The 24,282-nt window shown below is 29.7% G+C and carries 20 protein-coding genes; 18 read left to right on the top strand and 2 right to left on the bottom strand.

The features are described 5' to 3' along the window. Positions 1 to 286 precede the first annotated feature (286 nt). From B3J31_RS14640 to B3J31_RS14555, 18 genes are all read left to right on the top strand, one after another. Positions 287 to 826, top strand: a complete 540-nt coding sequence (locus tag B3J31_RS14640) for an XRE family transcriptional regulator (RefSeq protein ID WP_346868535.1) — start codon at positions 287 to 289, stop codon at positions 824 to 826. Positions 827 to 890: 64 nt separating this feature from the next. Then, positions 891 to 1,940, top strand: a complete 1,050-nt coding sequence (potA, locus tag B3J31_RS14635) for a spermidine/putrescine ABC transporter ATP-binding protein (protein WP_207656798.1) — start codon at positions 891 to 893, stop codon at positions 1,938 to 1,940. Between the two features lies 1 nt (position 1,941). Further along, positions 1,942 to 2,778 carry an ABC transporter permease gene (locus B3J31_RS14630; protein WP_035130173.1) on the top strand — a complete coding sequence of 279 codons (837 nt, stop codon included), beginning with the start codon at positions 1,942 to 1,944 and terminating at the stop codon, positions 2,776 to 2,778. Further along, entirely contained in the window at positions 2,772 to 3,554 is a 783-nt protein-coding gene (locus tag B3J31_RS14625; protein WP_346868536.1) for an ABC transporter permease, read from the top strand. Before B3J31_RS14630 ends, B3J31_RS14625 begins: the two co-directional genes overlap by 7 nt. Positions 3,555 to 3,558: 4 nt before the next feature. Next, positions 3,559 to 4,608, top strand: a complete 1,050-nt coding sequence (locus B3J31_RS14620) for an ABC transporter substrate-binding protein (RefSeq protein ID WP_346868537.1) — start codon at positions 3,559 to 3,561, stop codon at positions 4,606 to 4,608. A 239-nt stretch (positions 4,609 to 4,847) separates the two neighbouring features. Further along, positions 4,848 to 6,278: a potassium/proton antiporter gene (locus B3J31_RS14615; protein WP_346868538.1), complete on the top strand. Its 1,431-nt coding sequence runs from the start codon at positions 4,848 to 4,850 to the stop codon at positions 6,276 to 6,278. Positions 6,279 to 6,458: 180 nt separating this feature from the next. Next, entirely contained in the window at positions 6,459 to 7,565 is a 1,107-nt protein-coding gene (gcvT, locus tag B3J31_RS14610) for a glycine cleavage system aminomethyltransferase GcvT (protein ID WP_035130181.1), read from the top strand. A gap of 12 nt (positions 7,566 to 7,577) precedes the next feature. Next, the gene (gene gcvH / locus B3J31_RS14605; RefSeq protein ID WP_150846155.1) at positions 7,578 to 7,973 is read left to right on the top strand and encodes a glycine cleavage system protein GcvH; all 396 of its coding nucleotides are present in this window, start codon (positions 7,578 to 7,580) and stop codon (positions 7,971 to 7,973) included. 1 nt (position 7,974) lies between these two features. Next, positions 7,975 to 9,315, top strand: a complete 1,341-nt coding sequence (gene gcvPA, locus B3J31_RS14600) for an aminomethyl-transferring glycine dehydrogenase subunit GcvPA (protein WP_346868539.1) — start codon at positions 7,975 to 7,977, stop codon at positions 9,313 to 9,315. Continuing rightward, positions 9,315 to 10,769 (top strand): aminomethyl-transferring glycine dehydrogenase subunit GcvPB, encoded by a 1,455-nt coding sequence (gcvPB, locus tag B3J31_RS14595; RefSeq protein WP_150846153.1) that lies wholly within the window; start codon positions 9,315 to 9,317, stop codon positions 10,767 to 10,769. Before gcvPA ends, gcvPB begins: the two co-directional genes overlap by 1 nt. Positions 10,770 to 10,928: 159 nt before the next feature. Beyond that, positions 10,929 to 12,308 (top strand): dihydrolipoyl dehydrogenase, encoded by a 1,380-nt coding sequence (lpdA, locus tag B3J31_RS14590; protein ID WP_346868540.1) that lies wholly within the window; start codon positions 10,929 to 10,931, stop codon positions 12,306 to 12,308. Between the two features lie 53 nt (positions 12,309 to 12,361). Further along, on the top strand, positions 12,362 to 13,345 hold the full coding sequence (locus tag B3J31_RS14585; RefSeq protein WP_346868541.1) for a lipoate--protein ligase: 984 nt from the start codon (positions 12,362 to 12,364) through the stop codon (positions 13,343 to 13,345). An 84-nt stretch (positions 13,346 to 13,429) separates the two neighbouring features. Beyond that, positions 13,430 to 13,942, top strand: coding sequence for a ferritin family protein (locus tag B3J31_RS14580; protein WP_346868542.1), 513 nt, complete (start codon positions 13,430 to 13,432; stop codon positions 13,940 to 13,942). Positions 13,943 to 14,244: 302 nt separating this feature from the next. After that, positions 14,245 to 15,279, top strand: coding sequence for a M42 family metallopeptidase (locus B3J31_RS14575; RefSeq protein WP_346868543.1), 1,035 nt, complete (start codon positions 14,245 to 14,247; stop codon positions 15,277 to 15,279). A 197-nt stretch (positions 15,280 to 15,476) separates the two neighbouring features. Further along, on the top strand, positions 15,477 to 16,853 hold the full coding sequence (locus B3J31_RS14570; RefSeq protein WP_346868544.1) for a hypothetical protein: 1,377 nt from the start codon (positions 15,477 to 15,479) through the stop codon (positions 16,851 to 16,853). A gap of 282 nt (positions 16,854 to 17,135) precedes the next feature. Next, positions 17,136 to 18,185 (top strand): [FeFe] hydrogenase H-cluster radical SAM maturase HydE, encoded by a 1,050-nt coding sequence (hydE, locus tag B3J31_RS14565; RefSeq protein WP_150846147.1) that lies wholly within the window; start codon positions 17,136 to 17,138, stop codon positions 18,183 to 18,185. 21 nt (positions 18,186 to 18,206) lie between these two features. Further along, positions 18,207 to 19,397 (top strand): [FeFe] hydrogenase H-cluster maturation GTPase HydF, encoded by a 1,191-nt coding sequence (gene hydF, locus B3J31_RS14560; protein WP_150846146.1) that lies wholly within the window; start codon positions 18,207 to 18,209, stop codon positions 19,395 to 19,397. A gap of 241 nt (positions 19,398 to 19,638) precedes the next feature. Further along, positions 19,639 to 21,300 carry a sulfate permease gene (locus tag B3J31_RS14555; protein ID WP_150846145.1) on the top strand — a complete coding sequence of 554 codons (1,662 nt, stop codon included), beginning with the start codon at positions 19,639 to 19,641 and terminating at the stop codon, positions 21,298 to 21,300. Between the two features lie 53 nt (positions 21,301 to 21,353). Here B3J31_RS14555 and B3J31_RS14550 read toward each other — a convergent pair whose 3' ends face one another. Together B3J31_RS14550 and pdaA are read right to left on the bottom strand one after the other, a co-directional pair. Further along, on the bottom strand, positions 21,354 to 22,904 hold the full coding sequence (locus B3J31_RS14550; RefSeq protein ID WP_346868545.1) for a PLP-dependent aminotransferase family protein: 1,551 nt from the start codon (positions 22,902 to 22,904) through the stop codon (positions 21,354 to 21,356). Between the two features lie 224 nt (positions 22,905 to 23,128). Beyond that, the gene (gene pdaA / locus B3J31_RS14545; protein WP_346868546.1) at positions 23,129 to 24,145 is read right to left on the bottom strand and encodes a delta-lactam-biosynthetic de-N-acetylase; all 1,017 of its coding nucleotides are present in this window, start codon (positions 24,143 to 24,145) and stop codon (positions 23,129 to 23,131) included. Between the last annotated feature and the right edge of the window lie 137 nt (positions 24,146 to 24,282).

The raw sequence follows: 24,282 nt of genomic DNA, 5'->3' as shown, positions 1-24,282 counted from the left end.
GTAAATTGTCTTTCTAGTATTTAGTTGAAGGTTAGTACAATTAATACTAGAAAGCTTTTATTATGGAATATACTTAGTATTACTAAACATGAAGAATATTAATATAAACATATTTTCATAAACATAAGGTATATTCAAAGGTTCATTATGAAAAAAAAATCATGAAAATATAAAAAAAATTTAATAAATCTATTGATTTATTAATAAAAAAAATATAGAATAATATTGTTTGTTTAGTAAATGTAAACTTAAGGTTTAGTATAATACATAAGATTGAGGTGGAATCGTGCAAATTGGAGAAAAGATTAAAAGTCTTAGAATCGAAAAACAGTTAACACAAGAAGAACTTGCAAACAGATGTGAATTATCCAAGGGATTCATCTCACAAATTGAGAATGATCTCACATCTCCATCTATTGCAACACTTATGGACATTCTTCAGATACTAGGCACAAATTTAAATGAATTCTTTAGTGAGAAGATTAATGAAAGAGTTAAGTTTACAAATGACGATATGTTTGAAACTGAGGATGAAGATCTAAAGTATAGATTAAAGTGGCTCGTACCAGATGCTCAAAAAAATCAGATGGAGCCTATAATGCTCACATTAGAACCAAATGGAAAATACAAAGAAGAAACTCCTCATGAGGGAGAGGAATTTGGACTTGTGCTTCATGGAATTGTAAACCTGCATTTAGGAGATAAGATATATAAAATACGTAAGGGAGAAAGCTTTTATTTTAAGCCAAAGTCTAATCATTACATTTCAAATACAGGAAAAACTGAGGCAACAGTAATATGGGTAAGTACACCACCGTCATTTTAAGTAGACAGATTTAATAAGGTGACACAAAGAGTATAATTAGCATTATGTTATAAAAGAGGTGTTTATGTTGGGTGATAATATAATTGAAATTAAAGGTATATCTAAAACCTTTGAAGACAATAAAGTTTTAGATAATATAACTTTAGGGATAAAAAAGAATGAGTTTATAACATTACTTGGTCCAAGTGGTTGTGGTAAAACTACTACATTAAAAATCTTAGCAGGCTTTGAAACTTGCGATGAAGGTGAAGTTATATTTGAAGATAAGAAAATCAATGACTTACCTCCATATGAAAGACAAATTAATACAGTTTTTCAAAAATATGCACTATTCCCTCATATGAATGTATATGAAAACATAGCTTTTGGGTTAAAAATAAAAAAACTTTCTAAAAGCGAAATTGATAAAAAAGTAAATGAAGTTTTGAAATTAGTAGATCTTAAGGGCTTTGAAAAAAGAAAAATTGAATCTCTAAGTGGTGGTCAGCAACAAAGAGTAGCGATAGCAAGAGCTATTGTTAATGAGCCAAAGGTATTACTACTTGATGAGCCTTTAGGTGCTCTTGATTTAAAGCTTAGAAAAGAAATGCAAATAGAGCTTAAAAGAATACAAAAGCAATTGGGAATAACTTTTGTATTTGTAACTCACGATCAAGAGGAAGCACTAACTATGTCTGATACTGTGGTAGTAATGAACAAGGGAGTCATTCAACAAATGGGTACTCCGGAAGATATATATAATGAACCTGAGAATAAGTTTGTAGCTAGGTTTATAGGAGAAAGCAATATTACAGACGGAATAATGTTAGAAGACTTTAAGGTTAAATTCTGTGGACGTATATTTGAATGTGTTGATAAAGGCTTTGATAAAGATGAAGATATAGATGTGGTAATAAGACCAGAGGACATAAAAATAGTAAATAAAGAAGAAGGAAACTTAAAAGGGATAGTAAAATCTTCTGTATTTAAAGGAGTTCACTATGAATTAGAAGTAGAGGAAGAGAGTATGAACTATATTCTTCATAATACTAAAAACTTTTCTATAGGTACAGAAATAGGAATGGATATTTATCCAGAAGACATTCACATAATGAAAAAGTCAGGAGAAGCGTAGAATGAAAAAGAAATCATATTTAGCTTATCCTTATGTATTGTGGAGCTCCTTGTTTATAATAGTACCTCTTCTTCTAATAGTATTTTTTAGCTTTACAGAAAAAGTGAGCGGAAGCTACCAATTCTCTATAAATAATTTTAAAAGATTAATGGATCCTTTATATATAAAGGTATTTACTAGATCTATTAGCTTAGCATTACAATCAACAATTTTATGTTTAGTAATGGGATATCCCATTGCGTATATGATATCAAGAAAACCAGAGAATAAACGTGGAATGCTTATAATGTTATTTATTCTTCCAATGTGGATGAATTTCTTGCTTAGAACCTATGCATGGCTTGCAATTCTAGGAAAGAATGGTTTGCTTAATAACTTACTTAATATCATTGGGTTAAACTCAGTAGATATACTATATACAAATGGTGCAGTACTTCTTGGAATGGTGTATAACTTTCTTCCATTTATGGTACTACCAATATATACATCTCTATTAAAGATGGATCAAGATTTAGTTAATGCTGCTTATGATTTGGGAGCTGGAAAAATTACAGCTTTTATGAAGATAATTTTTCCTTTAAGTATACCAGGAGTTATCTCAGGAATAACTATGGTATTTATGCCAGCGGTATCTACCTTTGTAATCTCGCAACTTTTAGGTGGTGGAAAGCACATGCTCATAGGTAATTTAATTGAGCAGCAGTTCACTTCTGTTGGAGATTGGAACTTTGGTTCTGCAATATCTATCCTTATGATGATATTAATTTTATTAGCTATGGGATTAACCTCTAAGTTTTCAGATGATGATGAAAAAGGAGGAGGTAGAGTATTATGGTAAAAGCAAAAAAAATATTTTCAAATATATATTTGATTTTAATATTTATATTTTTATATGCTCCTATTTTTGCCCTAGCACTATTTTCTTTTAATGATTCAAAATCTATGGCTAGATGGCAAGGGTTTACTTTTAAGTGGTATCAGCAATTGTTTCATAATGATAGAATAATTTCAGCTCTAATAACCACTGTAGTAGTAGCAATATTGGCATCTGCAATAGCTACAGTCATAGGAACAATAAGCGCTATAGGGATAGACAGAATGAGAGGGCCTAAAAAGGCAATGCTTCTCAATATAAACTATCTACCGGTATTAAATCCTGATATAGTAACAGCAATAGGTCTTATGATACTTTTTATATTTTTTAATATGAAGTTAGGGTTTTTAACTATGTTACTAGCACACATAACTTTTAATATACCATATGTAGTTTTATCTGTATTGCCAAAGTTAAAACAGCTTCCAGACAATGTAGAAGAAGCTGCTATGGATTTAGGTGCAAAACCTATTTATACCCTTAGAAAGGTAATACTTCCACAGATAAAACCAGGTATAATTTCAGGCTTTTTAATTGCCTTTACTATGTCTATAGATGACTTTATTATAAGTTTTTTTAACACTGGAAATGGAGTGACTAACTTATCAATTGAGGTTTATTCTATGGCAAAGAGAGGTATTAAACCAGAGATTAATGCACTGACTACATTAATGTTTATAACAGTATTAATACTATTATTATTATCTAACAGAAAGCAAGCAATGGTAGGGAAGGAGTAATAAGATGAAAAGATTAAAAAAAATTATAGCCCTAGTATGTACAGGGGTAATGGTGACAGCTATGCTTACAGGTTGTGGAACAAAATCCTCTAGTGATGTTTTAAATATTTATAACGTTGGAGATTATATAGATGAATCTCTAATAGAAAAATTTGAAGAAGAAACTGGTATAAAGGTAGTATATGAAACCTACGATACCAATGAAATCATGTATCAAAAGATAAAGAGTGGTGGATCAAAATATGATTTAATAGTTCCATCAGACTATATGATTGAAAAGATGAAGGATGAGAAATTAATCCAGAAGATAGATTATTCTAATATTCCTAATTATAAAAATATAGATGAAAGCTTTAAAAAGCCTAGCTATGATGAAAATGATGAATATAGTGTACCTTATTTCTGGGGAACTTTTGGTATTCTTTATAACAAAAATATGGTAAGTGATCCTGTAGATAGTTGGGACATTTTATGGAATGAGAAATACTCTGGAGAAATCCTAATGCTGGATTCAGTTAGAGATACTATGGCTATTGCCTTAATGAAGCTAGGATATTCTCAAAATAGCATAGATGAAAAAGAACTAGATAAAGCTAAGGCTGAATTAATAGCTCAAAGGCCTTTAGTTCGTGCTTATGTTAATGATGAAGGTAAAGATAGACTTTTAGGAGAAGAAGCTGCTATGGGAATAGTTTATTCTGGAGATGCAGTAACTCTTATGGATCAAAATGAAAATCTAGCCTATGGAATCCCTAAAACGGGTACAAATAAGTGGGTAGACGCGCTATGCATACCAACAGATGCAGAAAATAAAGATTATGCAGAGAAATTTATAAACTTTATGTTAGAGCCGGAAAATGCTGTCCAAAACATAGATTATATAGGATATTCTACACCAAATAAAGCAGCTCTTGAAATGCTTTCACAAGATGTTAAATCTAACCCAGTAGCTTATCCAGATAAGACTCTTCTTGATAAATGTGAATCATTCATAGACCTTGGTGACAACATTAAGCTTTATGATGAAAGATGGATTGAAATAAAATCTAAATAGTATAAAAATAGTAGCTAACCTATTTATGGTGAGCTACTATTTTTTATATCATAATGAAAATTCATTAAAGTTTTTCTTAAATTTAATAGACTTTACACAAATATAATTTGATTAGGGAGGAATTTTTATGTATCGAGTACAATTTTATTGTATAATATATATAAAGGCAACTAAAATTGGTAAAAAGTTTAGTTATAATAATTTTATTTAAAATAAACAATATAAATTAAGGAGGTAATATGCTTGAGTTAATGATTATATGTGGATTAGTATTACTAATTTGCATAACATCCAGTAAAGTATTATATAAGTTTGGTGTACCAATGCTGCTTATATTCATCATTTTAGGAATGTTATTTGGCTCAGATGGTGTAGTAGGAATATATTTTGATAATTATGAGCTTACAAGAGAATTATGTTCCTTTGGGTTGGTATTTATAATGTTCTATGGTGGGTTTGGTACCAATTGGAAAGAAGCTAAACCTGTTGCAAGAGAATCCATTTTAATGTCTACATTTGGAGTAATAATCACATCAGGATTGACAGGATTATTCTGTTATTTTGTCCTTAAAACAAGTCTTTTAGAAGGGTTGCTAATAGGCTCCATAGTTGGGTCTACAGATGCAGCATCAGTGTTTTCTATATTACGTTCACAGAAATTAAACTTAAAAGGAGAAATTGCTTCTATACTAGAGGTTGAAAGTGGAAGTAATGACCCCGTTGCATATATGCTAACATTAATAGTTTTAACATTAATGAATAATGGGGGGATCAGCTCAATAGTACCTATAGTAATTGGACAAATTATTTTTGGTATATTAATTGGGGTGATATTATCTAAGCTAACGGTCTATATAATGAGAAATGCAAATTTTGAAGTAGATGGATTTTATACAATATTTATAACGGCAATTGCTATTTTATCTTATGCATTAAGTGAATGGGTAGGCGGTAATGGATATTTAAGTGTTTATATAGCTGGTATTGTCATTGGAAATAGCAAAATTCCACACAAGAGAAGCTTAGTTCATTTCTTTGATGGAGTATCGTGGATAATGCAAATTATGCTATTTTTTGTATTAGGTTTATTAGCATTCCCTTCTGAATTACCAAGTGTTATAGGGAGCTCTATTTTAATATCAATATTTATGATAATAATTGCACGTCCAATCGCAACCTTTGGTGTTTTAAGTTGGTTTAAGATACCATTTAAACAACAGTTGTTTGTTTCTTGGGTAGGTTTAAGAGGGGCAGCTTCAATTGTTTTTGCAATATATGCAATAACATCAGGGATACCATTAGAAAATGATATATTTCATATAATATTTTTTATAGCTTTATTATCAGTAGCTATTCAAGGAACATTAATCCCTAAAGTAGCTAGAAAGTTAGATTTAGTAGATGATACAAAAACAGTATTAAAAACATTTACCGACTATCAAGAAGATAGGTCTACAACATTAATAGAGTATAATGTTGATTCTAAGAGTAGTTGGAAAGAAAAGACTATAATGGAAGCGGATATTCCAGAGGAGATACTTATTGTAATGATAAAAAGAGATAGTGAAATAATAGTTCCAAAAGGCTCTACACTAATTAAGCAAGGTGATATATTAGTTTTAAGTGGAAATAATATAGAATATTTATTAGAAAGAAATGCTGGAGCGTAAATTTTGTCCAAAGTGGCTATAGAACTTATAGTCACTTTGGTTTTGATATTTATATGAGGGTTAATGTAGTTATGAATTATTTTATTCTTAGATATTGTATTTTGAGTAAAATATTGCATATAAATAAATTAGCGCTATAATAGACTTATATACATTATTTTAATTTAAGGAGGGAGTTAATTGGACAATTTAAAAGTTACTCCTTTAAGAGGAGAATATGAGAAGAATGGTGGAAAAATTGTAGAGTTTGCTGGATATGAATTACCTACTCAATTTAAGGGGATTCTACATGAACATGAAACCGTAAGAGAAAGAGCAGGTTTGTTTGATGTTTCTCATATGGGTGAAGTACTAGTAAAGGGAAAGGATGCTGAAAAATTTGTTAACTATCTTTTAACAAATGATGTGAAAACACTAAAAAATGGAGATGTTATATACAGTTTCATGTGTTATCCAAATGGTGGTGTTGTAGATGACTTACTAGCTTATAAATTTTCAGAAGATTATTATTATTTAGTTGTAAATGCAAGCAATAAAGAAAAAGACTTTAAATGGATGTTAGATAACAAAGGTAATTTTGAGATAACCATTGAAGATATTTCTGATAGTGTAGCTCAATTAGCACTTCAAGGGCCAAAAGCTCAAGAAGTATTACAAAAATTAACACAACTTAATTTATCAGAGATAGGATTTTTCCAGTTTAAAGATGATATAGACATATGTAATAAAAAAGTTTTAATTTCAAGAACAGGATACACTGGTGAAGATGGCTTTGAAATATATGCAAAACCTGAGGATGTAGTAGTCTTATGGAGAGAAATACTTAAAGCTGGAGAAAATGAAGGTGTTGAACCTATTGGACTTGGCGCTAGAGATACACTAAGATTTGAAGCTACACTTCCATTGTATGGAAATGAAATGGATGAAACTATAACTCCATTAGAAATGGGTTTTGGATTTTTTGTGAAACTTAATAAAGAAAATTTTATTGGTAAAAATGTTTTAATAAAACAAAAGGAAAATGGAGTAACCAGAAAATTAGTAGGATATGAATTGATAGATAGAGGTATAGGAAGACATGGCTATATAGTAATTAAGGATAATGAAGAAATAGGACATGTAACCACTGGATATATGTCTCCTACCTTAAACAAAACAATAGGATTTGCGTTAATTGATGCTAAGTACGCAGCATTAGGTACAGAAATTTTTATAAAAGTTAGAAATAAAGAATTAAAGGCAATGGTTGTCAATAAAAAGTTTTATAGTAAAAAAACTCAAAAATAAGGGGGATTAATCATGTTAGTATTGGAAAATTTATTATATACAAAGAATCATGAATGGATAAGAGTAGAGGAAGATAAAGCTTATATAGGAGTTACAGATTGTGCACAAAAATTATTAGGGGATATAGTTTTTGTAGATTTACCATCAGAAGATGATGAGTTTTCTAAGGGAGAAGCTTTTTCAACAATTGAATCTGTTAAAGCTGCTGAAGAAATTTTCATGCCTGCAAGTGGTAATGTGCTACAAGTTAATGAAGAGTTAACTGATAATCCTATTCTAGTAAATGAAAATGCATATGACGCTTGGATGATTTGTGTAGAATTATCAAATAAAGATGATTTAAAAGATTTATTAAAAGCTGAAGAGTATGAAGAATTATGTAAAGATCTATGTAAAGAAGGTGAATAATATGTTTCCTTATATTCCTATTACAGAAAGAGAAAAAAATCAAATGCTTGATTTTATTTCTGTAAAATCAATAGAGGATTTATTTAAAGATATTCCGGATAATTTAAAATTAAATAGAGAATTAAACATTGATAAAGGTTTATCTGAGTTAGAAGTTGAGAAAATAATGACTAACTTAGCTAAAAAAAATAAATCTATAGAAGATTTTATTTGTTTTTTAGGTGCAGGCGTGTATGATCATTATGTTCCTTCTATATGTAAACATTTAACTGGAAGAACAGAATTTTATACAGCTTATACTCCATATCAACCTGAAATTAGCCAAGGAACTTTACAAGCAGTTTTTGAGTATCAAACTATGATTTGTAACTTAACAGGTATGGAAGTTTCAAACTCATCTATGTATGATGGGGCTACAGCAGCAGTAGAAGCTTCTGTAATGGCTATAGAAAATACAAAGCGAAATACCATAATAGTTTCTAAAACAGTACATCCGGACACAAGACAAGTTTTAAAAACTTATCTAAAATATAAAGGGTACGATTTATTAGAAGTTGATGAAAGTGATGGAGTTACAGATATTGAGAAGGTAAAATCATTATTAAATAAAGATGTAGCAGGAGTTATTATACAAAGTCCGAACTTCTTTGGAATTATAGAAGAGGTAGAGGAATTAGAGAAGGATATCCATTTAAATAAATCTTTACTTATTATGAGTGTGGATCCATTATCTTTAGGTGTTTTAAAAAGCCCTGGTGAATTAGGGGCAGATATAGCTATAGGGGATGGTCAAAGTCTTGGTGCTAATATTAACTTTGGAGGACCAGGTCTAGGATTTCTAAATACTACTAAAAAGCTTATGAGAAAAATGCCAGGTAGAATTGTTGGAGAAACTGACGACAGTCATGGTAACAAAGGATATGTATTAACACTTCAAGCAAGAGAACAACATATAAGAAGAGAAAAAGCTACCTCTAATATATGTTCTGATCAAACATTAATGGCAATAGGTGCTGCTGTATATATGGCTACCATAGGAAAAGAAGGTATAAAAGAAATTGGAGCTCAATGCATCAAAAAGTCTCACTATGCTTTTAATCAATTAATAGAGAGTGGTAAATATAAGCCTCTATTCAATAAACCATTTTTTAAAGAGTTTGCAGTAAAATCTGATACTTGCTTATGTGAAATAAATAACAAATTACTAGATAATAATATTTTAGGTGGATATATATTAGAAGAAGATTACCCTCAATATAAGAATTCTATGTTGCTTTGTGTAACAGAAAAAAGATCAAAGGATGAAATAGACAAATTAGTTAAAGTGATGGAGGAGATATAATGAAAAGTTATAATAAAGTTATCTTTGAACTATCATGTGAGGGTAAAGTAGGTTATACGCTTCCACAAATAGATGTGGAGGATATAAATATAGAGTCTGTTATACCTAAAAATATGTTAAGAGAAGAGGATGCATATCTTCCACAAGTAAGTGAAGTTGATGTAGTTAGACATTACACTGCTCTTTCTAATAAAAACTATTGTGTAGATAAGGGGTTCTATCCTCTAGGGTCTTGTACTATGAAATATAATCCTAAAATTAATGAAGATGTGGCTATGTTTTCTGGTTTTAGTAAAATTCATCCTAAAGAATCAGCAGAAAATGTACAAGGTGCATTAGAACTTATCCACGACCTTTCCTTAAAGTTATGTGAAATTACAGGTATGGATGATTTTACATTGCAACCCGCTGCTGGAGCTCATGGTGAATTCACAGGACTTTTATTAATAAAAGCATATCATGAAAGTAGAAATGATTTTAAACGTAAAAAAATAATAGTTCCTGACTCAGCTCATGGTACAAATCCTGCAAGTGCAAAAGTGGCAGGTTTTGAAATAGTTGAAATTAAATCTGATAAGGATGGATTGGTTTCAATAGAAGAACTAAAAAAAGTTTTAAATGATGAAATAGCGGGACTGATGCTTACAAATCCAAATACTTTAGGTTTGTTTGAGAAAAATATAGAGGATATAAGTAAGTTGGTTCATGAAGCAGGCGGACTTTTATACTATGATGGAGCAAACTTAAATGCTATTATGGGAAAAGCTCGTCCTGGTGATATGGGATTTGATGTGTGTCATTTAAATCTTCATAAAACATTTTCAACACCACATGGTGGTGGTGGTCCAGGAGCAGGTCCAGTAGGCGTATGTGGTAAACTTTCTAAGTTTCTTCCGGTTCCAATTATAAAAAAGGAAGAAGAGAAGTTTGTATTTGATTATGATAGACCTGATTCTATTGGAAAAGTAAGAAGTTTTTATGGGAACTTTGGAGTGTTAGTTAGAGCCTATACCTATATACTAACTATGGGAAGAGAAGGACTGAAAGCTGCTTCAGAGAATGCTGTATTAAATGCAAATTATATAAAAGAAGCTTTGAAAGATTATTATAAGGTAGCTATAGATGAGGTATGTAAGCATGAAGTTATCTTTGCTGGTTTAAAAGATAACCCAAATCATATATCAACTTTAGATGTAGCTAAAAGATTGATTGACTATGGTGTACATCCACCAACAGTTTATTTTCCGCTAATAGTTGAAGATGCTCTTATGATAGAACCAACTGAAAGTGAAAGCTTAGAGTCCATCAATGAGTTTGTTGAAGTTATGAAGATAATAGCTATAGAAGCTAAGGAGAATCCAGAAGTTTTACATGAAGCTCCTCAAAATGCTTTAGTAAGAAGGTTAGATCAAGTTAAAGCAGCAAGAACACCAATCTTAAAGTGGAGTAAGTAACTTTTTAAGAATTAAAATTTATAGGCATTAATATAATAATGTCAAAGATTATATTAATGCCTTTTTATAAAGATTTGTTAAAGTTTTAACTAAAATAAGCTTGTGTATAAAGTTGATATAGTAATTCAAACAGAACATATTAATACGAGGAGTGTAGTTATGAAAGATATAATTGTAATAGGTGGAGGACCTGGTGGTTATGTGGCTGCCATTAGAGCAGCGCAATTAGGAGCAAAAGTGTGTCTTATAGAAAAAGAAAATTTAGGTGGGACATGTTTAAATTATGGGTGTATTCCAACTAAAACCATATATAGAACTGCAGAACTTTTTAATAACTTAAGGCATATTGAAGACTTTGGTATTAAAGCAAATAATCCTGAAATAGATGTAGATAAAATTCAAGAAAGAAAAGGAAGCATTATAAAAACTTTAGTAACTGGAATAGAAGCTCTTTTAAAGGGAAATAATGTAGAACTTATAAGGGGTAAAGCTACATTAATTGATAAAAATACTGTAACAGTATGCAACGAAGAAGAAATAACTATTAAAGGCAAAAATATAATTATAGCTACTGGATCTCAAGCTGAAATCCCATCCATTGAAGGAGTATATGATAGTAAAAATATTATAACAAGCACTGAACTTTTAGATTTTAATCATATACCAAAATCCTTAGTAGTTATAGGTGGTGGAGTAATTGGAATGGAGTTTGCCAGCATTTTTAATGCTATGGGAAGTAAAGTTACAGTGATAGTTGCGAGAAATTCTATACTATACGATATAGATAAAGATATTTCAAAGAGATATTCAGCTATGGCAAAAAAGTCTGGAATAGAGATTCTTACTTCAACTAAAGTTATGAGTTTTAGAGAGGCTGAAGAAATAGTTATACAATGTCAGTGTAAGAAAGGTGACTTTGAAGTAAGAGGGGAGAAAGTACTTCTTGCAAAGGGAAGAAAACCTAATTTTGAAGGTATTGATGTGGATAGGTTAGGAATTGACACATATAAAAAAGGCATAGTAGTTGACGATAATTATGAAACTTCTTTAAAGGGTGTATATGCTGTTGGAGATGTTAATGGGATTTCACTTCTTGCTCATGCAGCTTCTCACCAAGGGGTAGAAACTGTGGAACATATATTATTAAATAAACCTTGTCATAAAGCAGTGATTCCTTCTTGTATTTTTACTTTTCCTGAAATAGCAGTAGTAGGAATTACAGAAGAAGAAGCTAAAGAAAAGGGAATAAACTATAAAAAAAATAAATTCTTGTTTGGTGCCAATGGAAAAGCTTTAGCTTTAGGTGAAGGTGAAGGTTTGGTAAAAGTTATAAGCGATGAAAATAATGTGATTTTAGGTGTGCACATTCTTGGACCCCATGGGTCAGATTTAATACTAGAAGGCACTATAATGGTTGAAAAGAAAATGACGGTGTCAGAGCTGAAAGAAGTGGTTCATAGTCATCCAACATTAGGGGAGGCACTACATGAAGCTGTCTTAGGATTAAATAAAGAAGCTATACACAGTATAAATAAGTAACTACTATTTTTAAAATATGCATTACATTATATTCAAAATAAAAAGGAGAAAAAATGAGATATATTGATAATAATTGCACAGATCCTTATTTTAATTTAGCTCTAGAGGAATATTTATTAAGAGAAGTGAATGGTGAATATTTTGTACTTTGGAGAGATGAACCGTGTATAGTTGTTGGAAAAAATCAAAATACTTTATCAGAAATTAATGAGGAATATATTAAAAAGCATGATATAAAAGTTGTAAGGAGACAAAGTGGAGGCGGAGCTGTTTTTCATGATCTTGGGAATCTAAACTTTACATTTATAGTTGAGGATGATGGAAAAAAGTTTAATAATTTTGAGACCTTTGTTATTCCAATCATAGGTGTATTAAATGAATTAGGAGTAAAGGCAGAGTTTTCAGGGAGAAATGATCTTTTAATAGATGGTAAAAAGTTTTCTGGAAATGCTCAATGTAAATATAAAAATAGAGTAATGCATCATGGGACTTTATTATTTTCTTCTGACATAGTTAACTTAAGTGATGCTTTAATTTCTAAACCCATAAAATTTTCAGATAAAGCAGTTAAATCTGTATCTAGTAGAATTACAAATATTAGTGAACATTTAAAGGAATCCTTTAGTGTTACAGATTTTAAAAATAAAATATTCGAGTATATCGGTAGAGAAGAAAAAGATAAGGTTATAACTACTTTAGATAATGAGGAAATTGAAGAGGTTAAAAATCTAGTTAAAACTAAATATGAAACTTGGCAGTGGAATTTTGGACAGTCGCCCAAATATAACTTTTATAATGAGAAAAAGTTATCTGCTGGTACTATAGAATTAAGTATTGATGTTGAAAAGGGTATAATGAAGCACATAAAAATTTTTGGAGATTTCTTTGGAGAAGGAAATATTGAAGATATTGAAAAAGCTCTTATAGGTAAAAAGCATAATACTGAAGAGATTCAGGGAGTTATAGATAATATTAATATAAAGAATTATTTTGGTAATATAGATAAAGAAGATTTTTTAGAATTGTTTTTTGTATAGGACTATATAATTCATAGAACCACTCATAAGATAAAATCACTTTTAATATATATACAATGTAGATAAATAATTAAGGTGGATATTATGAGTTATACTACTGAAAGACAACCACAAGGCATAGCAAAAAGTATTGAAGACTTTTTAAGAGAAGGACTTATTGCAGAAGTTGTAGCAATAAATGATTATAGTCATTTTATAGCAGTTACAGAAAACAAAGAACTTAAAGAATTATTTCATCATATTATGGAAGATGAAAAAAGGCATTATGCAATGTTTTTAAACGCTCTAAGATGTGTTGATCCAGAACAGGCGGAATTACAGGAAGAAGCCAAAGAACATGTAGATATATCATCTAAAGAGAAGTATAAAGACTACACTAATAAATATGATAAGGAAGTTAATCTGCTTGTAACTATTAGAGAAGGAATAAAAGGAGAGCTAGAGGCTATTTTACTTTATGAACAATTTGTGAGAAATATAAATAACGATACTTTAATTAAAATCATAAATGAAATAACTAGGGATGAAAAGGAGCATGTGGAAGAATTAACGAGAGCCTTAATTATTTTTGATAAAGATGAATATGGAACATTGTAAGAATGTATAAAATAATCTGCGCACCTTATTTGGGAATAAATATATTCTCTTTATAGGGATTCGCAGATTATTTTTTAGTGGGAAACTAACTTAGTATGGTTAGGTTAGTTTATGAAATAGAAAACTTTACAAAAAATATTTTTATAAACCCTTTAATAATTTATAGATGAATATTATAATATTTAGAGAGACTAAATTATATGACTATTATAATTATTTAGATATTTTAAAAATTAATTACTTTATATCTAAGATGATAGAATAATAGAAATATAAAATTTATATTAATGGGAGGGCGAAAAATGATAACAGTAAACAAAGAAAAGGTTTTAAATACAGCAAAAGAAATATTGCTTATTGATAGCCCAAGTGGATTTTGTTATGAAGTTATGGATAAAATCCAATCAATGACAGAAGAGTTAGGTTATACTTTTGAAAAGACTGTTAAAGGCTGTGGAGTTATAACTGTTCCTGGAAAGAGTAATGACAAAGTAATAGGGTTATCTGCACATGTAGATACATTAGGAGCTATGGTAAGATCTATTTCTAGTGAGGGTACTTTAAAGTTTACTTTAATTGGAGGACCAATAGTTCCTACTTTAGATGCTGAATATTGTAAGGTTAGAACTAGAGATGGAAAAATATATAATGGAACATTCTTAAGCACTAGTCCTGCTATTCACGTGTATGAAGATGCAAAATCTAAAGCTCGTGATCCAAAGAATATGGAAGTAAGACTTGATGAAGTTGTAAAATCTAAAGAAGATGTAGAAAAACTAGGCATATGCCCTGGAGATTTTATATTTATAGATCCTAAAACTACTATAACAGAAAGTGGATTTTTGAAATCTAGATTTATAGATGATAAAGGTAGCGTTGCATGTTTAATGAATCTTCTTCATATATTAAGTAGCGAAAAGATAGTTCCTACCTATACTACTAAAGTATTTATATCTGTTTATGAAGAAGTTGGACATGGTTCAGCTTATATACCATCAGATATAACAGAAATGATAGCTGTAGATATGGGATGTATTGGAGAAGATTTATCTTGTACAGAATATGATGTTTCTATCTGTGCTAAGGATTCTAATGGGCCATATGATTTTAATATGACTACAGACCTAGTAAATCTTGCTAAAAGCAACGAAATAAAATATGCTGTAGACATTTATCCAATGTATGGTTCAGATGTTGGAGCAGCACTTAGTGGTGGAAATAATATTAAAGGTGCACTAATAGGACCTGGAGTTCATGCTTCTCATGGAATGGAAAGAACTCACTACACAGCTTTAGAAGGAACAATAAAATTATTATATGCTTACTTAACAAGATAGTTATTAAGACTCAATTTATCATTAGATATGGTAGGTTGAGTCTTATTTTTAAAAGAAATTTTCCCCATGATTAAAGATATTGAAAAATATATAACAACATATAAGTAAAGCATAATTAGGTTTACATATAATTCAATATTAAGTATAATTTAGATATATTATGGATATGAATTTTACGATAAAAAGGGGGAGACATATTGAATTATAAAATAAAAAAAGAAATTATTATTACCCTTGCCTTTGTGATAGGATTTATCCTTTTAATAGGAGGAATGTACATATCATTGCCAGCTAATGAGAAAAGCTATATAGGCAAAAATTCTTCTAATATAGATTTTACTAATTATGAGGATTATTCTGCATTAGAAATTTTTGATAGCAGTATAAAAGATAAAAAAATAATTTTAACTAATGAAGAAATTGGAATAAAGGAGAATGAACAAATTCAATATAAATTTATATCTTATTTAATGGATACATGGAAATTAAAATATTTTTTAGTTGATGTAGGGTATGCAGAAGCTGCAATAATAAATGAATACTTGCAGACTGGAGATGAAGCCTTATTAGAATCGTATAATAATAGTTCTATGGGATATGCATTTATTGGAGATTCAAAGCAGGATATGCTAAAAAAATTATATCTAAAAAATAGCCAACTTAATGATAATAAAAAATTAAATATTGTTGGAATAGGTATAAGAGAATCCTATGAATTTATTGATTTATATTTTAAAAGGATAATTAGTAGAAATCCAGATTTAACAGAGAAGCAAATGGAAAATATAAATAATTTTTTGGAAAATTTAAAAAGTGAAGAGATTATAACAAATATAAGTAATGATGAGGAATTAGAAAAAAGAAATGAAATAATTTTAAAGCATATAGATAATTTTTATAGTGATATTAATGCCAATGAGGAAGAATATAAAGAAGCCTTAAATGATGATTTAAATAACATAAAAATTGTTTTAGATAATATAAAAAATTTGCAAGAAATTATGAAAACATATCATCAAGATGATTCAAATAATAAAAATGGAAATGAAAAATATTCTCAATATTTATATGATAATTTGAATAGTTTCTATAAAGATATGAATATGAAAAGATGTTATATTCATGTATACCAGGTATATAGCTATCAACATAAAGTTTTAGATGTAGACTTTTTAGGAGCAAAAATTGCAAAGGATAAGAAATTTAAGGATAAGATTTTAGGGATTAATGTTATATACCAAAAAGGTAAATTTGATTTTGATAATACACAAATACAAATAAATACAGCAAGAGAAGATTTAAATACGATTCTCGAAGAAATAAAGCTAGATAAAGAGGATATGGTAATAGATTTAAACAATTCAAGAAGTCCATATAGAAGAAAATTTACTCCTATATATTTTCCATTTCCAGATGATGCATTATATCCACAAGAAAATGTAGCTGGAGAAGAAATTGGAGGAATTATAGGAAAAAAACCAGGGGTAACTACTGATTATTTTCAAGGAGTAATTATCATAAAGAATCCTTCTATAGATGAAACTTATTATAATAGATTATATAATAATCAATAAATAATTGTTTTATTCAAGTCACTGCAATAAATGGCTTGAATTTATTATAATAAAGTATTATTCTAAAGATGGAATACTAAATTTAAATTTTCATAAAAATAAATGTAAAGGTTTAAAAATCTAACGGAAAAGATAGAATAATCTAATCTGAAAGAAAACTATAAAACCAGAACCATAGGTATTATTATATATTATGGGTCTAGCTTTCTTTCTATATTAAGATGGCTAGACTTTTATTTTAGGTTAAGGATATTATAGAATTATATTGTAAAGGGGAAAATTATGATAAGAGATTTAATAGATAAGTTAGCTTTAACTAATGATTTATCTTCAGAGGAGTTATTGCACATATTAGATAATTTGGATGAAGAAAGTAAAAAATATTTAATAGAAAAAGCTCATGAAACTAGGATGAAAGTATATGGAGATAAAGTATATATAAGAGGGCTCATTGAATTCACTAATTACTGTAGCATGAATTGTGTTTATTGTGGAATTAGAGCAGAAAATAAAAATGCTGATAGATATAGACTTACTCTAGAAGAGATATTAGAATGTGCAGACCTAGGAGATGAACTAGGATATAAAACTTTTGTATTACAAGGTGGAGAAGATCCATATTATACAGATGAAAGATTAGTACAGGTTATTAAAGCTATAAAAGAAAGATATCCTGAAAATGCTATAACAATTTCTTTAGGAGAGAGAAGTTATGAATCTTATAAGAAACTTTATGATGCAGGTGCAGATAGATACTTATTAAGACACGAAACTGCTACAAAAGAACTTTATGATAGATTTCATCCAGGTGCTACCTTTGAGAATAGAAGACAATGCCTATACAACCTAAAGGAAATAGGATATCAAATAGGGGCAGGATTTATGGTAGGGTTACCTGGACAAGAAAATAAGGATTTAGTTAATGACTTAAGATTTATAAAAGAACTATCTCCTCATATGTGTGGATTGGGTCCTTTTATACCCCATAAGGACACAGTATTAAAGGATTGTAAATCAGGTACTTTAGAAAAAACTATTACTATGCTAGCTTTAGTAAGACTTTTAGTCCCAAATATTTTATTACCTGCTACTACAGCACTGGGTAGTATTAATCCTTTGGGAAGGGAGATGGGAATTAAAGCTGGAGCAAATGTTGTTATGCCTAACCTATCACCAAGAAGTGTGAGAGAGAAATATTCCCTTTATGATGGAAAGATATGCACTGGAGATGAAGCAGCAGAATGTAGATATTGTATTGAAAATAGAATAAAAAGTGCAGGATTCCAGTTAGATATTACTAGAGGAGATAATCTAGACTGGATACGTAAGTAATGGATTAGAAGGAGAGAGAGAATGAATACTACACCTAATTCTAATAGAACTCATATAGCTATATACGGTAAAACTAATGTAGGAAAATCGTCATTATTAAATAAAATTCTTAGACAAGAAATTTCTATAGTTTCAGATGTAAGGGGAACTACTACAGACCCAGTTTCAAAGGCAATGGAGTTAATTCCAATTGGTCCAGTTCTATTTATTGATACAGCAGGACTTTGGGATGATACCAAGCTTGGAGCTGTAAGGAGTGAGAAAACTCTTGAAATAGTTAAGAGGACAGATTTAGCTCTATATGTTATGGATTCTGATGATATAGACATAAAAGCTTACGAAGAAGTAAAGATAAATTTTAAAAAGTATAATGTGCCACATATCCTTGTCATTAATAAGATAGATATTTTAAATAATAATAAAATAGAAGATTTAAAAAATGAGTTTTCCGAAGGAGTATTTGTATCTTCTATAACTGGTGAAGGAATTGAAACTTTAAAGGGAAAAATTATAGCTATGGTACAAGAAAATCAAGAGGAACTGCCCATAATAGGTGATTTATTACCTTATAATAGTAAGGTTGTTCTTGTGGTACCTATAGATTCAGAAGCACCTAAAGGAAGATTAATATTACCTCAAGTTCAATGCATAAGAGATTGTTTAGATTATGGAATAAAAAGTTATGTAGTAAGAGATACAGAATTGGAATCTGCTCTAGAAGATATCAAAGATATAGATTTAGTAATAACAGATTCCCAAGCTTTTAAGAAGGTAGATAAAATAGTTCCATCTAATATCAAATTAACTAGTTTCTCTATGCTCTTTGCAAGACATAAAGGAGACCTATCTGTATTTGTAGAGGGGGCAAATAAAATCAAAGACCTTAATGAAAATTCACGAATACTTATATCAGAAAGCTGCTCTCATAATGTGTCTCATGAAGATATAGGAAAAGTTAAGATTCCAAAGCTTTTAAATAAGCATGTAGGATTTGATCTTAATTATGAATATAGAGTTGGCCATGATTTCCCAGAAGACATTGAAAAATATGATTTGATAATTCATTGTGGAGCATGTATGATAAATAGAAAAACTGTTATTAATAGAATAAATCAGTGCAAAGATAAGAAGGTTTCTATAACTAACTATGGAGTTATACTTGCGTATTTAACAGGTATTTTAGATCGAACCTTATCAATTTATAAAATGTAAATTATTCCATATAGAATATAAATTTGACAATTCAAATAGCAAGGTATAGAATATCTATGGGTGTAAAGCTTATTTTGCACCCATAAATAATAGCATAAGCATTAGGCTTCAGAGGACGATAATCTTCCACTGAGGCTATGTTCGTTGCCGCGATACCCTACTTTAGTACTTATTAGTAGAAATAAGTATTAAAATAGAATATTGTTGAGTAAATAAAGCTAAAGTAAAGGATGGAGAAAAGATGTCACCAAAGATTTTTACTCTTATTAATGAGAAAAAAATTACTAAAGAGCAAGTAATGAAGGATGTTATGGCTGGAATTATAGTAGCTATAATAGCATTACCACTTTCCATTGCACTAGGTATATCTTCTGGAGTATCTCCGGAAAAAGGCCTCATCACTGCTATAGTTGCTGGATTTATAATTTCTTTTTTAGGTGGAAGTAGAGTGCAAATAGGAGGTCCCACCGGAGCTTTTGTAGTTATAGTTTATACTATAGTACAAATGTATGGTATTAATGGTCTTATAATAGCAACCCTTATGGCTGGAATTATGCTTGTTATAATGGGAGTATTAAAATTAGGAGATCTTATAAAGTATGTTCCGCATACTATAACTGTAGGTTTTACTAGTGGGATAGCTATAACTTTATTATCTACACAAGTTAAAGATTTTTTAGGGCTTAATATTAAAAATGTACCAGCAGAGTTTATACCTAAGTGGCAAAGCTACCTTTCTAATATAGGCACTTTAAATATTACTGCACTTTTAGTTGGAATTGGATGTATACTAATAATGGTGTTCTGGCCAAAGGTAAATAAAACTATACCAGGTTCCGTTATAGCACTTATTGTATCTACTCTAGCAGTTCAGTTATTTAATTTACCAGTAGAAACAATAGGTAGTAGGTATACACAAATATCATCTAGTATACCAGTGCCTTCAATTCCCATGTTTGAAATAGAGACAATAAAAATTTTATTTAAGCCAGCTATGACTATTGCCATATTAGCGGCTATAGAATCCTTACTATCAGCAGTTGTGGCTGATGGAATGATAGATGATAGTCATGATTCAAATATGGAGCTCATTGCTCAAGGTATTGGAAATATAGGTTCAGCTTTATTTGGAGGAATTCCAGCTACAGGAGCCATTGCAAGAACAGCAGCTAATGTTAAAAATGGTGGTAGAAGTCCAATTTCAGGAATGGTACATGCTATAACCTTATTATTAATAATGCTATTATTTATGCCGCTAGCTAAAATGATACCTATGACAACTTTGGCAGCAGTATTAATTGTAGTTTCTTATAATATGGGTGAGTGGTCAACCTTTAAATCCCTTCTTAAAGCACCAAAAAGTGATATTATAATTTTACTTTTAACTTTTGTATTTACTATAGTATTTGATTTAGTAGTAGCTATAGAGATAGGAATGATTCTAGCTATGTTCTTATGGATAAGAAGATTAGCTGAAACTACAGATATTAAAAAAGTTCAAGGAATAAAAAGCAAAAGAAATAAAGATGGAGAAGTAATACAGATTGATAATAATAAAATTTTAATATATGAAGTAAACGGACCTTTCTTCTTTGGAGTAGTTCAAGATTTTATTAAGATGATAAGTAAAATTGAGACTGCAGCAGAAGTATTATTATTAGACATGAGGCATACTCAAGCATTAGATGCCAGTGCAATTTCAGCGCTAGAAAGGTTACACAATCATTGTAATAAGCACAATATAAAACTGATAATATCCAATCTACAACTACAACCTAAAAAAGCACTTACTAAAATGGAGTTTGTAAAATCCTTAGGTGAAGAAGCGGTGTTTAATACGAGAGAAGAAGGATTAAAGGCTGCACATGAGTATATAAATATAGAAGAAAAGCTTTTGGGATAAAATTAAAGGTTCTGTATAAATAGTTTACTATTTGCATACAGAACCTATTTTTCTTATATAAGAGGACTTATATAAGAGGTTCTTTTACCTTTATTTATAAGCATTGATAGGCAGTCAGCAATTATACTCATGCCAACTTGAATTTCTTCTAAATTAGTGGCAGCATAACTAAGTCTTAAAGTGTTATCTATATTTTTATCTTTATTTACATAGAATACATTGCAAGGAACAATTAATACATCTTTTTTTGAACATTGAACATATAGCTCACTAGCAGAAACACCCTTAGGAAGTGTTACCCAAAAGTTAAGACCACCTTTAGGATCTATAAAATCTATGCCATATATTTTAAGCTTTTTTAGTTCTGCTTTCATGGCATCATATTTTATTTTATACATCTCTATCATATATTTTAGATGTTTTTCCCAGTAACCATTTTTAAAATAAAGTTGCAGTGCTCTTTGAATTAATCCAGAAGAAGAAATATCAGTAGTATGTTTTGCTGCTAAAAGTTCATCTTTTATGGCTTCAGGAGAAATTATAAATCCTATTCTAAGTCCAGGCATTAAAAGCTTTGAGAAGCTTTTGATATAGATAACCCTATTTTTACTATCCATAGATTTAAGGGTTTTGCTCTTAAAAGAACTATCATAGGACAGTCCAGATAAAGAATCATCCTCCACCAAATATAAATCGTATTTATCAGCTAAAGCTAATAGCTGATTAAGTTTTTCTTCAGAATAAGAGGCTGTAGTAGGATTTTGAAATTGAGTCATTACATATATTAATTTAGGTTTATATATTTTAATATTTGCTTCTAACAACTTTAAGTTTATGCCATCAGCTTCCATGGGTACACCGATGATATTAGCTCCTCTAGATTTAAATACTGCAACAGCTCCTGTATAAGTAGGATTTTCTGTAATAACATAATCACCAGGACTTAGTAGAGCTTTACCAATAATATCAATACCCTGTTGAGCACCAGAAACTATTTGAATGCTATCTGGAGTAGCACTTATTCCATACTCTTGAAGAAAATAATCACATAAAGAAGATCTAAGAGGTTCATAACCATTGCTTTCTTGGTATCCAAATGCGTAACCTTTATCCCTATCTAGGACTTCATTTAAAGCAGATTTAAAGGCTTCAAAAGGAAAGATACCTGGATCAGGAGTAGCACTAGCAAAGTTAATAGTAGTTGAAGACATAGCAATTTGACCATTAGACATAAGCTTAAAGTCCTCCTGGTAGTTAGGAGAAGCTACATAGGTATTATGTGAATCTAGATTTTCGGAATTTATACCTCTACTATTGGAGGGGGAGGATGAAATATCATAACTCATATAGATATTATCTTGCTCTGCTACATAATATCCACTTCCTTTTATAGCGTTAACATATCCGTTTATCTCAAGTTGTTTATAGGCATTAACTATAGTTACATTATTAACTTCTAATTCATTAGCTAATTTACGAATAGGGGGAAGCTTATCACCAATTTTTAAAGTGTTAGATTTTATTAATGCTTCAATTTTATTAGCTACTTGAAGGTACATAGGTATTGTTGAAGATTTATCTAATTCTATTGAAATAGAGTTCATTATTAATACTCCTTTCATTATTCTAAATATAATTATTGTATCGTTACAATAATTATATATTTAAGTAATGATATTGTAAAGAAAAGATTGAAGATAATTATAAGAAAAGAGCATTAATACTGCTTATAAATGTATTAATACTCCTTTTCTTGCTTATTATATTTTAGGAAGAATGCATTTTAAAAATATTTTAAGAGCATCTTTAAAGTAATATATTTTATAATCTACTGGAATAGTTGAAATTCATAGCCTTGTGCTTTGGCTTCTTTTAGTACAGAATCAAGGATTTCTGTGTTGGTCTTAGAAACTGCATGAACAAGAAGAATTGCGCCATTGTGTAAGCCGTTCATTATAGTATCTTTTGCTTTAACTGGATCAGGTTGTTTGTTTATATCCCAATCATGATATGCAAAACTCCAGAATAATGTTTTATAACCTAGATTTTTTGTCATAGCTAAAGATTTCTCGGAATATTCACCCATTGGTGGTCTGAAATAAAGTGGCATATTTTCACCAGTAATTTCTTTAAACTTTGATTCTACATCTGAAAATTCATTGTTGAATTTCTCCTCTGATCTAGTAACATCTGGCATAGAAGGATGATGATTTGTGTGATTACCAACAATATGACCTTCTTCTACCATTCTTTTTATAATATCTGGATTATCTTTTACATAAGGTGAAGTTACAAAGAATATAGCCTTAACATCATTTGCTTTTAGTATATCTAAAATTTTAGGGGTATATCCATTTTCATAACCTTCATCAAAGGTTAAATAAAGTACCTTTTTACTAGTATCTCCTACGTAATGAGCATCATATTTATTTAAATCAAACTTTAATTTTAAATTTACTTCTGGTGTCACATGTTGTTTATTTGGTTTAAACCACCATGCTATTTTTTCATTGCTAAGATTAGTAGTATCTATTTTTGAAGCTATTGGAGCAGGATCTTCATTAGATGGGTTATTAGAGCTATCAATGGATATATTTTCATCTCCCTCTGACGGCTTAACTGCTAAATCATCTTTTGAGGATGAAGGATTTCTCTGATTGTTTTGAGAAGCTCCCTTAATTATTTCATCATCAATTTCTTTCACAGTATTAAATACACTTTTATTTTCATCCTTGTCTGTAGTTGAGTTTGAGGTAGACCCTGTGTTAGAAGTACATCCAACAAACATAAAAGAACTTATAATTACAAGGACTAAACTTAAATTACGTATAAATTTTTTACTCATTTTAATCCTCCTTTTTAAAATATCATTTGTGACTTTAGTAATTAATATACGAATAGCATGTGTTTATAGTTAATAAAAAATACAAAAAATTTTTCTACTATAGTAATAAAAATATGTTTAACCTTTAGTAAGATTAT

Source organism: Clostridium sp. UBA5988 (assembly GCF_002435615.1).
Lineage (GTDB): Bacteria > Bacillota > Clostridia > Clostridiales > Clostridiaceae > Clostridium_J > Clostridium_J sulfidigenes.
Note: the sequence above shows the minus strand (reverse complement) of the source record. Positions and strands in the feature narration are given on the sequence as shown.

Excerpts from the sequence above, each read along its gene's own strand:
- B3J31_RS14625 (WP_346868536.1), top strand. The coding sequence starts at position 2,772 with ATGGTAAAAGCAAAAAAAATATTTTCAAATATATATTTGATTTTAATA.
- lpdA (WP_346868540.1), top strand. The coding sequence starts at position 10,929 with ATGAAAGATATAATTGTAATAGGTGGAGGACCTGGTGGTTATGTGGCT.
- B3J31_RS14615 (WP_346868538.1), top strand. The coding sequence starts at position 4,848 with ATGCTTGAGTTAATGATTATATGTGGATTAGTATTACTAATTTGCATA.
- hydF (WP_150846146.1), top strand. The coding sequence starts at position 18,207 with ATGAATACTACACCTAATTCTAATAGAACTCATATAGCTATATACGGT.
- gcvH (WP_150846155.1), top strand. The coding sequence starts at position 7,578 with ATGTTAGTATTGGAAAATTTATTATATACAAAGAATCATGAATGGATA.
- B3J31_RS14550 (WP_346868545.1), bottom strand. The coding sequence starts at position 22,904 with ATGAACTCTATTTCAATAGAATTAGATAAATCTTCAACAATACCTATG.
- B3J31_RS14630 (WP_035130173.1), top strand. The coding sequence starts at position 1,942 with ATGAAAAAGAAATCATATTTAGCTTATCCTTATGTATTGTGGAGCTCC.
- pdaA (WP_346868546.1), bottom strand. The coding sequence starts at position 24,145 with ATGAGTAAAAAATTTATACGTAATTTAAGTTTAGTCCTTGTAATTATA.
- potA (WP_207656798.1), top strand. The coding sequence starts at position 891 with ATGTTGGGTGATAATATAATTGAAATTAAAGGTATATCTAAAACCTTT.
- gcvPB (WP_150846153.1), top strand. The coding sequence starts at position 9,315 with ATGAAAAGTTATAATAAAGTTATCTTTGAACTATCATGTGAGGGTAAA.
- hydE (WP_150846147.1), top strand. The coding sequence starts at position 17,136 with ATGATAAGAGATTTAATAGATAAGTTAGCTTTAACTAATGATTTATCT.
- B3J31_RS14620 (WP_346868537.1), top strand. The coding sequence starts at position 3,559 with ATGAAAAGATTAAAAAAAATTATAGCCCTAGTATGTACAGGGGTAATG.
- B3J31_RS14585 (WP_346868541.1), top strand. The coding sequence starts at position 12,362 with ATGAGATATATTGATAATAATTGCACAGATCCTTATTTTAATTTAGCT.
- B3J31_RS14555 (WP_150846145.1), top strand. The coding sequence starts at position 19,639 with ATGTCACCAAAGATTTTTACTCTTATTAATGAGAAAAAAATTACTAAA.
- B3J31_RS14575 (WP_346868543.1), top strand. The coding sequence starts at position 14,245 with ATGATAACAGTAAACAAAGAAAAGGTTTTAAATACAGCAAAAGAAATA.
- gcvPA (WP_346868539.1), top strand. The coding sequence starts at position 7,975 with ATGTTTCCTTATATTCCTATTACAGAAAGAGAAAAAAATCAAATGCTT.
- B3J31_RS14580 (WP_346868542.1), top strand. The coding sequence starts at position 13,430 with ATGAGTTATACTACTGAAAGACAACCACAAGGCATAGCAAAAAGTATT.